Source organism: Aeromicrobium sp. Sec7.5 (assembly GCF_036867135.1).
In the GTDB taxonomy this organism is placed as follows: Bacteria; Actinomycetota; Actinomycetes; order Propionibacteriales; family Nocardioidaceae; genus Aeromicrobium.
Map to the genome: position 1 here is coordinate 633,791 of NZ_JBAJIJ010000001.1, position 12,533 is coordinate 646,323.

Here is a 12,533-nt window from a genome sequence, read left to right on the forward strand (position 1 = left end):
CAGTCCAATGCTGAACCCTGTGTTGAAGCAATTGTTGACACCGTTTCTCGGGCCCCGAAGCACCATTCGCAGCGCGACGTCTCGTCGCGCGCCGGTGCCCGAACTCGTCTGAGAGATACGTGAACTCCACACCTGTCGACACTGCGTCGACCCCGTCCACCCTGCCCACCACCACCGGCTTCTCCGCCTACGGGCTGCCCAAGCCGCTCGTGAAGGCGCTCGCCCGTCAGGGCATCGTCGAGCCCACCCCGATCCAGCAGGTCGTCGTCCCGGCGGCTCTGTCCGGCGTGAACGTGCTCGGCCGTGCCCGCACCGGCTCCGGCAAGACCCTGTCGTTCGGCATCCCCGTGCTCGACACCCTCGCGGGCGGCCAGCGCCGCTCGAAGGCGCCCCGCGGCCTGATCCTCGTGCCCACCCGCGAGCTCGCCACCCAGATCGAGCGCGACCTCGCCGGCATGGCCGAGGCCCTGCACCTGCGCACCATGACGGTGCTCGGCGGCATGCCGATCGGCCGCCAGGCCGCCCGGCTGCGTGACGGCGTCGACCTCGTCGTCGCCACGCCCGGCCGGCTCACCGACCTGATCGACCGCCGGGCCGTGACGCTCGACGACCTCGAGATCATCGTGCTCGACGAGGCCGACCACCTGTGCGACCTCGGCTTCTACAAGCCGATCGACGCCCTCCTGACGGCCACGCCGCGCAAGGCCCAGCGTCTCCTGCTCTCGGCCACGCTCGACGGCGACGTCGACAAGCTCGTCAAGCGCCACCTGCCCGAGCACGTCCTGCACGACGTGGCCGAGCCGCTCGTGGAGCAGGGCGAGATGACGCACCACGTCGTGGTCGCGGACCGCACCGAGAAGCTGCAGGTCGTGCGCGACCTGCTGGCCAACACGCCCCGCACGATCGTGTTCGCGCGCACCCGTCGCGGCGCCGCGCGCGTCGCGAAGCAGCTCACGCTCGCGGGCATCGAGGCCGTCGACCTCCACGGTGACCTCGACCAGCGCAAGCGCGAGCGCAACCTCGCTCGGTTCTCCTCGGGCGACGCCCAGGTCATCGTCGCGACCGACATCGCCGCCCGCGGCATCCACGTCGACGACGTCCCGCTCGTGCTGCACTTCGACGCCCCGGCCGAGCACAAGGCCTACACGCACCGCTCCGGCCGCACGGCGCGCGCGGGCGAGTCCGGCACGGTCGTCACGATGACGACGCCGGAGGACCTGCGCGACCTGCTCCAGCTGCAGCGCAAGGCCGGCGTCGTCGCGCGCCAGCACCGTCGCAACGAGCTCGCCTCGCCGTTCACGGTCGCCTCGATGGCCACGACCGGTCGTCCCGGCGAGTCGGCCCCGGCGGCCGGCGGTCGCGGCGGCGACCACACCCCGGGTGGTCGCAGCGGTGGGGGTCGTGGCGGCAACGGCGGAGGCAACGGTGGCTCGCGCCGCCGTCGTCCCTCGGGCGGCGGCCAGGGCGGCCGACCGCAGTCGTCGGGCCGTCCGCAGTCGTCCGGTCGCAGCCAGGGGCAGGGTGGCCAGCAGCACCGCTCCGGCGGTCGCACCGGCGGCTCCTCGCGCTGATCCAGCAGTTCCCCGGCAGGCGGTCCCGTTCACGGGGCCGCCTGTCGTGCTGCGCGGTTGTGGTGCGGCTCGGCCTGTGGTCACCAGTTCTGGGCCGTGGCCGTGTGTCGGTCACCGTCGGGCGAGGTGCAGGTGCCGCACGAGTTGACCGCACGCCATAGTGGACCCGTGCTGGTCAGGACGGGGTGGCGACGGATCGCGTTGATCGGTCCTGCCTTCATCGCGGCGGTCGCGTACGTCGACCCGGGCAACGTGGCCACCAACGTCACGGCCGGTGCCACGTTCGGCTACACGCTGGTCTGGGTCGTGGTGCTCGCCAACGTCATGGCGGTGCTCGTGCAGTACCTCTCGGCGAAGCTCGGGCTCGTGACGCGCCGCTCGCTCGCGACCCACCTGGGGGAGCGGCTGCCCCGCGGCCCGCGGCTCGCGTACTGGGTGCAGGCCGAGGCGATCGCCATCGCGACCGATCTCGCGGAGGTCGTCGGCGGGGCGATCGCCCTGTACCTGCTGTTCGACCTCCCGCTCGTGGTCGGCGCGGGGGTCACGGTCGTGGTGTCGGTGCTGATCCTGCTGATCGGCGACCGCCACGGCCAGAGCGCGCTCGAGCGCACCATCATGGGCTTCCTGGCGCTCATCGCCGTCGGCTTCGTCGCCGGCCTGTTCGTCGCGCCGCCCGAGGCGATCGACCTGATGGGCGGACTCGTGCCGCGCTTCGACGGGGCCGAGAGCGTGCTCCTGGCCTCCGGCATCATCGGCGCGACCGTGATGCCACACGTCATCTACCTGCACTCCAGCCTCACGGTGGATCGCCTTGGTCCTCGGGCGGAGGGACTCAGCGTTCCCACGCTCCTGCGGGTCACCCGGGTCGACGTCGCGGCCGCGTTGGTGCTGGCCGGGCTCCTCAACCTCTCGCTCCTCGTGCTCGCGGCCTCGGCCCTCTACGGCATCGACGGCACCGACACCCTCACCGGCGTCCACGAGGTCGTCACGTCCGAGCTGGGGGCGGGGGTCGCGCTGCTGTTCGCGGTCGCGCTCCTGGGCTCGGGACTCGCCTCGACGTCGGTCGGCAGTGCCGCCGGCGCGGAGGTCATGCAGGGCCTGCTGGGCATCCGGCTGCCCCGCCTCGTGCGCCGCGTCGTGACGGCGATCCCCGCGGTCGTCGTGCTGGCGGTCGGTATCGAGCCCAGCCGGGCGCTCGTCGTCTCCCAGGTGGTCCTGTCGCTCGGCATCCCGTTCGCCCTCGTGCCGCTGGTGCTGCTGACGTCGAGTCGGTCGGTCATGGGCGAGCACGTGAACCGGCGGGCCGTGTCACTCGCAGCGTGGGCGGTCGCCGCCGTCGTGATCACGCTCAACCTCGCCCTGCTCTGGCTCACGTTCGGCGGTTGACCGGCGCCGGGTGTGCCATGATCCCGGGGTGGCGATGTCTCCCTTGCGGATCCCGCGCGACCTCGGTGCCGCCCGCGTCAACCTGGTCGACAAGGTGCGCCGGCGTCCCCTCGCCGACCTCCGGCCCATGCCGCGCGAGGTCGTCCGCGAGAACGAGCGGTTCACGCTGTATCGCTACGACCGCGCCGACGGCGCCCGTCCGCGCGGCAAGCCGCTGTTCCTGACCCCGCCGCTCGCGGCTCCTGCCCTGGCCTTCGACCTGCGACGTGGCTGCAGCGTGGCGGAGTACTTCGTCAACCAGGGCCGCGACGTCTACCTCGTCGACTACGGCCCCGTGAACTTCGGGCACCGCGCGCTCGGGATCGAGCACTGGGTGAACCGGCTCCTGCCCGAGGCGCTCGCCGAGGCGTCGGTCGACGCCGGCGGCGAGGACCTGCACATGGCCGGATGGAGCCTCGGTGGCATCTTCACGATGTTCACGGCGGCGGCGCGCCAGGACCTGCCGATCGCGTCGGTCACCGCGGTCGCGAGCCCCTTCGACCTGCGCCAGGTGCCCCTGCTGGCGCTCGCGCGACCGGTCGACCGGGTGCTCGGAGGCCTGGTCGGCCCGACCTACCGCGCTCTCGGCGGCGTCCCGGCGCCGCTGACCAAGTGGGGTTTCCAGCTGTCGGCCGCCGACAAGTACCTGACCAAGCCGATCTCGGTGCTGACGCACGCCGACGATCGTGACTTCCTCGCCCAGCTGGAGGCCGTCGACCGGTTCATGAGCAGCATGTACGCCTATCCGGGTCGGACCTTCGGGCAGCTGTACCACGTCGTGATGCGCACCAACGAGTTCGCGACGGGCACGATGCAGCTCGGCGGTCGTCCCGTGCGGCTGGCCGACATCGACGTGCCGGTCCTCGTGGTGGCGGGCCTCAACGACACGCTGGCGCCCCTGCCGGCCGTCGAGCACCTGCTCGACCTCGTCACGGGTGCGCCGCGCAGCCAGCTCCTGCAGGCGCCGGGCGGCCACCTCGGCGTGCTCACCGGTCGCGCTGCCGTGCGCACCACCTGGCCCGGCATGCAGGGCTTCTTCACGACCGTCGACTGAGGTCCGCCCGGCGCGCGCGGTGAGTCTTCCCCCCTGGGGCGGTGAGTCTTCCACCCATCGGGGTCGGCAGGCCGGGGCGGTGAGTCTTCCACCGCACGAGGGCCCAGGAGGTGGAACACTCACCGCCCGCGCCCGGAACGGTGGAACACTCACCGCCCCGCCGTCGCGTGCCTCCGCCGCGCCCGAGGCTGGGCAGAGGTCGGTGCCGCGCGCCATGATGGGGCCATGCCGGAGATGCCCGAGGTCGACGCGCTCGTGGCCGACCTGCGCGCCCGCATGGTGGGGGCGGTCGTGGCTGGGGTCGAGCCGGCCTCCTTCGCGGTGCTGAAGACCTTCGACCCTCCGCCGGACGCCCTGCTGGGCCTCACCGTCACCGGCCTGCACCGGCACGGCAAGTTCATCGACATCGACGTCGACGGCCTGCACCTCGTGGTCCACCTCGCCAAGGCCGGATGGATCCGGTGGTCCGACGACCTCGCACCGAAGCGGGTCAAGATGGGCCCCGGTCCCATCGCCCTGCGCGTGCGCCTCGACCACGGTGACGGTCCCACGATCGGCTTCGACCTCACCGAGGCGGGCACGCGCAAGGGTTTGGCGGTCTACGTCGTGCGCGACCCGGCCGACGTGCCGGGAATCGCCGCGCTTGGCCCCGACCCGCTCGCGGACGGCTTCGAGCTGCGTCCCCTGCTGGAGCGACGCATGCAGGTCAAGCGACTGCTGCGCGACCAGAAGATCCTGGCCGGCATCGGCAACGCCTACAGCGACGAGATCCTGCACGCCGCGAAGCTGTCGCCGTTCGCGATCGCCGAGTCGCTCGACGACGGCGAGGTGACCCGGCTGGAGGCCGCGATCCACGACGTCCTGACGCAGGCCCTCGAGGAGGCGCACGGCAAGCCACCGACCGAGCTCAAGGACGACAAGCGCACCCGCATGCGCGTGCACGGTCGGGCCGGCGAGGCGTGCCCGGTGTGCGGCGACACGGTCGCGGAGGTCGTCTTCGCCGACTCCTCGCTGCAGTACTGCCCGACCTGCCAGACCGGCGGCACGCCGCTCAAGGACCGCTCCACGAGCAAGTTCGTGAAGTAGGTCAGTCCTCGAGGTCGTTGCGCGAGAGCCGGTCGGAGTCGAGCAGGCCGATGCGGTGCGAGGCGCGCCCCACCATGTGCGAGGCCACGGGTGCGGTGAGCAGCTGGAAGGCGACGATCAGCACGATCGTGGTGGTGGCGGCCACCGACTGCAGGCGCAGGCCAAGACCCACCAGGATGCAGATCAGTCCGAGGGTCTGGGGCTTGGTGGCCGCGTGCATGCGGGAGAACACGTCCGGGAACCGCACGAGGGCGATCGCTGCGGCGAGGGCGAGCAGGGCACCCAGCACGAGGAAGAAGCCGGCGACGACGTCGATCATGTCCGTCCCTCCCGATCGCGGTCCGTGCGCTCCGACGGTCCGTCGTCACGTGCGGCGAACCGGGCGATGCTGACCGACCCGAGGAAGCCGACGAGGGCCAGGGTGACGATGATCGGCAGCGTCGTGGTGTGGCGCCCGATCGCGGCCTCGATGCCGATGGCCCCCGCCGTGGCGGCCACGAAGACGTCGGTGGCCACGGTGCGATCCAGCGTGGTGGGACCGCGGATGATGCGGATGAGGCAGAGGGTGCCCGTCACGGCGAGCAGGCCGATGCAGACGAAGCCGACCGTGATCACGAGGTCACCTCCGGAGTGCTCGCGCCGGAGCCCGTGCAGTAGGCGTCGCGCTCGGCGCGTGAGCCGAGCGCGGCGATGACGCGACGCTCCTGGGCGAGCACCTCGGCCTCGACCCGGTCGAGGTCCTGCTCGCCGTCGAGGACGTGGAGCGTCAGGATGCCCTCGTCGTCATCGAGCTCGATCAGGAGCGTGCCCGGCACGAGCGAGACGAGCTCACCGGTCAGCACGAGCAGGAGGTCCGACCGGGTGTGCAGCTGGACCTGGATCACCGCGCTGCGCCCGAGGGCCTTCGGGCGCACGGCGAGCCACGCGACCTGGAGGCTGGCGACCACGAGGTCGAACGCGAAGCGCGACACCAGCACGGCGAACGGCCAGGGGCGGAACGATCCACCCCAGTCGGCCTTGGGGAACGGGAAGACCACGAGCACCACGAGCGAGACGAGGACGCCGCCCACCACCAGGATGGGCGTGATCTCGCCCCACATCAGGAGCCACAGCAGGGTCAGGCCGAGCACGGCGGTCCAGCGGATCACGGCACATCACCCAGCACCGCGTCGATGTACGGAGTGCGCTCGACGAGCTCGTCGGCGGCACGCTGGCTGACGCCGATGAGCGGTCCGGCGGCCACCGTGAGCGCGACCGAGAAGGTCACGAGGGCGAGCGTCGGCAGCGCCATGCCGCGCGGGAGTCGCAGGACCTTGTCCTCGACGGTGGTGGTGGTGTCCGGGTGGAGACCGCCGGTGGCCGGGACGTCGTCGTCGACGTGCTCGTCACGCGGCTGCCAGAAGGCGCGGTTCCACGCCTTCGCGACGGCGTAGAGAGTCAGCAGGCTCACGGCCAGGCCGGCGCCGACGCCGGTGTAGGCGAGCCAGTCGCCCGACGCGGTCCCGGCCTGGATCAGGGCCAGCTTGCCGAGGAATCCCGAGAACGGCGGGATCCCGGCCAGGTTCATGGCAGGGACGAAGAACAGGATCGCCAGGACGGGGGCCGCCCGGGCCAGCCCGCCGAGCCGGTCCAGCTGGGTGGTGCCGGTGCGGTACTCGATCAACCCCGCCACCAGGAACAGGGCCGTCTGCACCGTGATGTGGTGGACGACGTAGAAGATGGCGCCGGCGTAGCCCGCCTCGGTCGCGAGCGCGATGCCGAACAGCATGTAGCCGATGTGGCTGACGAGCGTGAACGACAGCAGACGTTTGATGTCGGACTGCGCGACCGCGCCGAGGATGCCGACGACCATCGTGAGGATCGCGGCGCACAGCAGCAGCGTGCGCAGCGGCTGGTCGGGGAACACCGTGGTCTGCACCCGGATGATGGCGTAGACGCCGACCTTCGTGAGCAGCCCGGCGAACACGGCGGTGACCGGGGCGGGGGCGGTGGGGTAGGAGTCCGGCAACCAGGCCGAGAGCGGGAAGATCGCGGCCTTGATCGAGAACGTCAGCAGCAGCATGAGCTGCAGCACGAGCTGCACCGGCTCGGGCAGCGCGGCGATGCGATCGGGCAGTGCTGCGAGGTTGACCGTGCCCGTGGCGGCGTAGACCGCGGCGATCGAGATCAGGAAGAGCACCGACGAGATCAGGCTGACGATGACGTAGATCGTGCCCGCCCGCACCCGGGCCTCCGTGCCGCCCAGGGTGATCAGCACGTAGCTCGCGGCGAGCAGGATCTCGAAGCCGACGAACAGGTTGAACAGGTCGGCCGACAGGAAGGCGGCGGAGACGCCGGCGCTCAACACGAGGAACGTGGGGTGGAACACCGACAGCGGGGTGTCGCGACCGAACTCGACGATGCCCTGACCGAACGAGTACAGCAGCACCGAGAGCGTCACGATCGTGGAGACGACGAGCAGCAGGGCGGAGAGCCGGTCGGCGACCAGGCTGATGCCGAGGTCGGCGGGCCAGCCGCCGACGTTGACGGCCTGTGGACCGAGCTGGTCGGCGCGCCACAGCAGGGCGCCCGCGGCGACGACCACGATCGACAGCGCGACGATGCTGATGATGCGCTGCGCCCGGGCCGAGCGACCGAACGCCAGGCAGAGTCCGGCGCCGAGCAGCGGCACGATGACCGGCACCAGCACGATCTGGCTCGCGAGGTGGTTCATCGGGGGTCTCCGTCGTCGGGGCTCTCGTCGTCCTCGTCGTTCTCGCGGGTGAGCTCGTCGTTGATCGAGGGGAGGTCGGCACCCTCCTCCTCGGGGAGCGACTCGTCGACCTCGTCGAAGCTGCCCGACATGTCGTCGCGCTCGGCTCGCCGCATCACGAGGGAGTCCTCGACGTCGTCCTGCACGTCGTCGTGTCCCTCGAGCTGCCACGTGCGGTAGGCCAGCGCCAGCCCGAAGGCGGTGACGCCCAGCGTGATGACGACGGCCGTGAGCGCCATGGCCTGGGGAAGGGGATCGGCCATGCGCTCGTCGGACGCGCCCACGATGGGGGCCGCGCCGGGAGGCCCGGAGGCCACGATGAAGAACAGGTTGACGCCGTTGCCGAGCAGCACGAAGCCCACGAGGACACGGGTGAGGCTGCGCTCGAGCACGAGTGTCGTGCCGCATGCCACGAGCACGCCGATCGCGAAGATCAGGGCCAGGTCCACACTCATCGCGGCACCTCCATCGGCTCGTGTGCGTCGTGAGGGGCGGTGGCTTCGAGGCTCGTCGCCAGGGCTCCTCGCACCTCAGCCGACGGGTTCAGGTGCGCGTTCACACGCCCACCGCCTGGTCCTCGTCGGCGACGTGCTGGTCGATGCCGCCGCCGAGGCTGCGGAGCACGTCGAGGGCCAGGCCGATCACGACGAGGTACACGCCGATGTCGAAGAAGACCGAGGTGACCAGGTGCAGCTCGCCGAGCGGCCCGAGTGGGATGTCGACGATGGCGCTCTGCAGCACCCCGCCCCCCAGCAACGTCGGGAGCAGGCCGGCCAGGGCGGCCACGGCGAGGCCGAGCCCGAGCACGAGACCGGCGTCGACGGGGGCGGCGGCGTCGAGCTCCTTGCGGCCGCCGACGAGGTACCGCACCATCAGCGCGAGTCCGGCGATCAGGCCACCCGCGAAGCCGCCACCCGGCTCGTAGTGACCCACGAGCATGATGTAGATCGAGTAGATGATCACGGCGTGGAAGACCAGCCGGGTCACGACCTCGAAGACCACCGACCGGCGCGCCGAGCGCACCGTCTCGACGCGCTGCAGCCACCGTTGCGATCCTGAGCCCGCCGGCACGCGCGTGATGCGCTCGGCCCGGTCGGTCAGCAGGTGGATCAGGCTCGCGACGCCGGTGGCGGCGACGACGAGGACCGACAGCTCACCGAGGGTGTCCCAGGAGCGGATGTCGACCAGCGTGATGTTGACGACGTTGTAGCCGCCGCCGAAGCTCTCGGCGGGTCCGGCGAACCGGGGCCCGATCGGCTCGGCGGTGCGGGCCGTGGCGGTCAGCAGGGCGAGCCCGGCCACGACGCCGCCCGTGACGAGACCGGCGATGACGCGGACCCAGCGGTCGGAGGTGAACGGGCGCTCGGAGAAGAACGGGGGGAGGCGCCGCAGGACCAGCACGAACGTGACGAGCAGGAAGGTCTCGACGAGGAACTGGGTCAGGGCCAGGTCGGGCGCGCCGTGCAGCACGAACAGCAGGGCGGTGCCGTAGCCGGTGACCCCCACGAGCAGGACGGCACGGAGGCGGCGTCGTGACCGCACCGCGGCGATCGCCGCGACGACCACGAGGGCCACGACGACGACCTGGGCGGGGCGGTCGGCCAGGTCGAGGCGCATCTCGCCGTCGTGGAGGACGAACGCCCGGACGAGCATTGATCCCGGCACGAGGGCCAGCACCACGATGATCGTGCCGAGGTAGAAGGGCAGCGATCCTCGCTGGACCCGGCCCGTGAGCTCGATCGACACGCGCTCGACCCCGCGGACGGCGGCGTAGTACGACTGCTCGGCGTCGGGCATCGGCAGCCGGTCGGTGAGCGCGTGCTGGACGGCGGCGACCGGGCGGCGGGCCACGAACAGCCCGACACCGAGCACGATCGTGACGAGCGAGAGCAGCAGCGGCAGGGTGACGCCGTGCCACAGGGTGAGCTCGAGCTCGTGGGCTCCTGCCGGGTACGCCTCACCGGCACGGCCGAGGATCTCGGTGAACCACGGACCCGCGAAGCCGGCGACGATCGATGCGGCCGCCAGGATGACGGGCGGGACGACGAACCACGGTGAGCGGCGCATGATGTCGCACGGCGGCACGTCGGCCTTGGTGGCGAACGCGCCCCACACGAACCGAGCGGTGTACGCGACCGTCAGGATCGTGCCGACGACGATGCCGCCGAGGGCCACGGCGCCCCAGGCCGCGCCGGTGTCCGAGCCGAGGTCCTCGACCGACGCGAGCACGGCCTCCTTGGCGACGAAGCCGAAGGTCGGGGGGATGCCGGCCATCGAGGCGCCGGCCACGACGGCAGCTGCGAACGGCCAGGGGAGCAGGCGCCACAAGCCGGAGAGGTCGCGCAGGTCGCGCGTTCCCGCGCTGCGGTCGATGATGCCGACCACGAGGAACAGGGTGGACTTGAAGAGCGCGTGGGCGACGACCATCGCCAGGCCGGCGACCGCGGCCGAGCGCGTGCCGATCGACGCTATCAGGGTCAGGAAGCCGAGCTGGCTGACCGTGCCGTAGGCCAGCAGCAGCTTGACGTCGTACTGCCGCAGCGCGCGGAGTCCGCCGATGACCATCGTGACCATGCCGAGCGTCACGAGGACCGGACGCCACCACGGGAGGTCGGCATAGGCGGGCGCCAGCACGGCCACCAGGAAGATGCCCGCCTTCACCATGGCCGCGGCGTGCAGGTAGGCGCTGACGGGCGTGGGTGCGGCCATCGCGCCCGGCAGCCAGAAGTGGAACGGGACGAGGGCGGACTTGGAGACCGCGCCGACGAGGGCCAGCGCCACGGCGACCTGGACCGTCGTGGTGGCCTCGGGAGGATTCGCGACGATCTCGCTGAGGAGGGGGGATCCCGACGTGAGGTGGAGGATCACCAGGCCGGCGAGCATCGCGAGGCCGCCGAGCGTCGTGACCAGGAGAGCGTTCATGGCCGCGCGGCGGTTGGCGCGGCGCTCGGGGTTGTGGCCCACGAGCAGGTACGACAGGACCGTCGTGAGCTCCCAGAACACGTAGAGGAGGTAGACGTTGTCGGCGAGGACCAGGCCGAGCATCGAACCCGCGAACGCCGTGAAGACCGCGCTGAAGCGCCAGATCTCGGTGTCGCCCGGCTTGAAGTACCACCCGCAGTAGAACAGCACGAGCGCGCCGACGCCCGTGACCAGCAGCGAGAACGGGCCGCTGACCTCGCCGAGGCGCAGAGAGATGTTGAGACCGAGGCCCGGGACCCACTCGACGTCCTGCGTCACGGTGCCGCCCGCGACGACCTGCGGGAGCAGCCACGCGAAGCACGCGGCCGGCACGAGGGCGAGCACCAGGAACGCTCGGCGGTCGAGGAGCCGGACCAGGGCAGGGGACGCCGCTGCGGCCACGAGGTGCGCAGTCAGCAGGGTGATCATCCGACGATCAGTGTACGGGGGCGGCCGCGCGGCCGCCCCTCGCAGCGGACCACCTCGCCATGCCTCTCACGGCCTCGTGCGGGACGATGGCGGCATGCGACCGCTGCGTGAGCTGTCCCTGCCCGAGCTTCGAGCCAGGACGAGCCTGAAGTGGTCGGCGTACGGCCCGGACGTCCTGCCGCTGTGGGTCGCGGAGATGGACGCTCCGCTCGCGCCGGCCGTCACCCGGGTGCTGGCGGACGTGGCCGCATCGGGCGACCTCGGGTACCCCACGGACGACGGCGACCTGGCCGCGGCGTTCCGCGCCTTCGCCCGGGGGCGCTGGGCCTGGGAGCCCGGCGTCGCCCTGCCGGTCGCCGACGTCATGACCGGCGTCGTCGAGGCGCTGCGCCTGACCCGCCGCGACGTCGTGATCGTGACCCCGCCGGTCTATCCACCGTTCTTCGACGCCGTAGATCTCGTCGGTGCGCGACGGGTCGACGCGCCGCTCGGCGGCGACTGGCTCCTGGATCTCGAGCGGCTCGAGGCCGCCTTCGCGGCCCACGCCGGCCGGGCGACGTTCCTGCTGTGCAACCCGCACAACCCCACCTCGATCGCCCCCGGGCGGCCCGAGCTCCTGCACGTCGCCGAGCTGGCGCGTCGGCACGAGGTCCGGGTCGTGGTCGACGAGATCCATGCCCCGCTGGCCGACCCGGTGCGTTTCGTCCCGTACCTGTCGTTGCCCGGGGCCGAGGACGCCTTCGTCGTGACCTCGGCCTCCAAGGCCTGGAACCTGGCGGGCGTGAAGGCGGCCCTGCTGCTGGCGGGCGCCGAGGCCGCCCCGCAGGTGCAGGACCTGCCGCCGTTGGTCGCCCACGGGGTGAGCCACCTGGGGTCGCAGGTCCAGGTGGCGGCGCTGACCGACGGGCTCGAGTGGCTGGAGGCCGTCCGGGCCGATCTCGCCGAGAACCGGCGCATCGTCGCGGACCTGCTCGACCAGCACCTGCCCCGGGCCAGCGTCGTCATGGGCCACGACTCCTACCTCGCCTGGCTCGACCTGTCCGCGTACGGGCTCGGAGGCGAGGCGGCCGAGGTGCTGCGCGAGCGTGCCGGCGTCGCGCTGGGTCTGGGCTCGCCGTTCCGCGGTGGTGACGGGCGAGGGGGACCCGACTTCGCGCGCCTCAACTACGCCACGACGCCGGAGGTCCTGGCCGCGGCCTTCGACCGGCTCGGTGCTGTCCTCTCCTAGCAGCCCGATCTCGGGCCTCGGGGTACT

At 71.9% G+C, this 12,533-nt stretch carries 11 protein-coding genes; 5 read left to right on the forward strand and 6 right to left on the reverse strand.

Annotated features, from left to right (window positions below; genetic code table 11):
- Positions 1-119 precede the first annotated feature (119 nt).
- From V6S66_RS03260 to V6S66_RS03275, 4 genes are all read left to right on the forward strand, one after another.
- Positions 120-1,571, forward strand: coding sequence for a DEAD/DEAH box helicase (locus V6S66_RS03260; RefSeq protein WP_334205331.1), 1,452 nt, complete (start codon positions 120-122; stop codon positions 1,569-1,571).
- 168 nt (positions 1,572-1,739) lie between these two features.
- Positions 1,740-2,957 (forward strand): Nramp family divalent metal transporter, encoded by a 1,218-nt coding sequence (locus tag V6S66_RS03265; RefSeq protein WP_442885886.1) that lies wholly within the window; start codon positions 1,740-1,742, stop codon positions 2,955-2,957.
- Between the two features lie 34 nt (positions 2,958-2,991).
- Positions 2,992-4,050 (forward strand): alpha/beta hydrolase, encoded by a 1,059-nt coding sequence (locus V6S66_RS03270; RefSeq protein ID WP_334207215.1) that lies wholly within the window; start codon positions 2,992-2,994, stop codon positions 4,048-4,050.
- Positions 4,051-4,275: 225 nt separating this feature from the next.
- Positions 4,276-5,136 (forward strand): Fpg/Nei family DNA glycosylase, encoded by an 861-nt coding sequence (locus V6S66_RS03275; RefSeq protein ID WP_334205332.1) that lies wholly within the window; start codon positions 4,276-4,278, stop codon positions 5,134-5,136.
- Position 5,137: 1 nt separating this feature from the next.
- Here V6S66_RS03275 and mnhG read toward each other — a convergent pair whose 3' ends face one another.
- From mnhG to V6S66_RS03305, 6 genes are all read right to left on the reverse strand, one after another.
- The gene (gene mnhG / locus V6S66_RS03280; protein ID WP_334205333.1) at positions 5,138-5,455 is read right to left on the reverse strand and encodes a monovalent cation/H(+) antiporter subunit G; all 318 of its coding nucleotides are present in this window, start codon (positions 5,453-5,455) and stop codon (positions 5,138-5,140) included.
- Complete coding sequence (locus tag V6S66_RS03285; protein ID WP_334205334.1) at positions 5,452-5,751, reverse strand: monovalent cation/H+ antiporter complex subunit F; 300 nt, start codon at positions 5,749-5,751, stop codon at positions 5,452-5,454. The genes mnhG and V6S66_RS03285 overlap by 4 nt, the downstream gene beginning before the upstream one ends.
- Positions 5,748-6,284: a Na+/H+ antiporter subunit E gene (locus tag V6S66_RS03290; protein ID WP_334205335.1), complete on the reverse strand. Its 537-nt coding sequence runs from the start codon at positions 6,282-6,284 to the stop codon at positions 5,748-5,750. The genes V6S66_RS03285 and V6S66_RS03290 overlap by 4 nt, the downstream gene beginning before the upstream one ends.
- Positions 6,281-7,849 carry a Na+/H+ antiporter subunit D gene (locus V6S66_RS03295; RefSeq protein ID WP_334205336.1) on the reverse strand — a complete coding sequence of 523 codons (1,569 nt, stop codon included), beginning with the start codon at positions 7,847-7,849 and terminating at the stop codon, positions 6,281-6,283. Before V6S66_RS03295 ends, V6S66_RS03290 begins: the two co-directional genes overlap by 4 nt.
- On the reverse strand, positions 7,846-8,343 hold the full coding sequence (locus V6S66_RS03300) for a Na(+)/H(+) antiporter subunit C (RefSeq protein WP_334205337.1): 498 nt from the start codon (positions 8,341-8,343) through the stop codon (positions 7,846-7,848). Before V6S66_RS03300 ends, V6S66_RS03295 begins: the two co-directional genes overlap by 4 nt.
- A 100-nt stretch (positions 8,344-8,443) precedes the next feature.
- Complete coding sequence (locus tag V6S66_RS03305; RefSeq protein WP_334205338.1) at positions 8,444-11,278, reverse strand: Na+/H+ antiporter subunit A; 2,835 nt, start codon at positions 11,276-11,278, stop codon at positions 8,444-8,446.
- 94 nt (positions 11,279-11,372) lie between these two features.
- On the opposite strand from V6S66_RS03305, the gene V6S66_RS03310 reads away from it, so the two are divergent.
- Positions 11,373-12,506: an aminotransferase class I/II-fold pyridoxal phosphate-dependent enzyme gene (locus V6S66_RS03310; protein WP_334205339.1), complete on the forward strand. Its 1,134-nt coding sequence runs from the start codon at positions 11,373-11,375 to the stop codon at positions 12,504-12,506.
- Positions 12,507-12,533 lie beyond the last annotated feature (27 nt).

Bases quoted from the DNA above. Each gene is read 5' to 3' on its own strand.
- V6S66_RS03275 (WP_334205332.1), top strand. From the start codon at position 4,276: ATGCCGGAGATGCCCGAGGTCGACGCGCTCGTGGCCGACCTGCGCGCC.
- mnhG (WP_334205333.1), bottom strand. From the start codon at position 5,455: ATGATCGACGTCGTCGCCGGCTTCTTCCTCGTGCTGGGTGCCCTGCTC.
- V6S66_RS03295 (WP_334205336.1), bottom strand. From the start codon at position 7,849: ATGAACCACCTCGCGAGCCAGATCGTGCTGGTGCCGGTCATCGTGCCG.
- V6S66_RS03305 (WP_334205338.1), bottom strand. From the start codon at position 11,278: ATGATCACCCTGCTGACTGCGCACCTCGTGGCCGCAGCGGCGTCCCCT.
- V6S66_RS03310 (WP_334205339.1), top strand. From the start codon at position 11,373: ATGCGACCGCTGCGTGAGCTGTCCCTGCCCGAGCTTCGAGCCAGGACG.
- V6S66_RS03270 (WP_334207215.1), top strand. From the start codon at position 2,992: ATGTCTCCCTTGCGGATCCCGCGCGACCTCGGTGCCGCCCGCGTCAAC.
- V6S66_RS03300 (WP_334205337.1), bottom strand. From the start codon at position 8,343: ATGAGTGTGGACCTGGCCCTGATCTTCGCGATCGGCGTGCTCGTGGCA.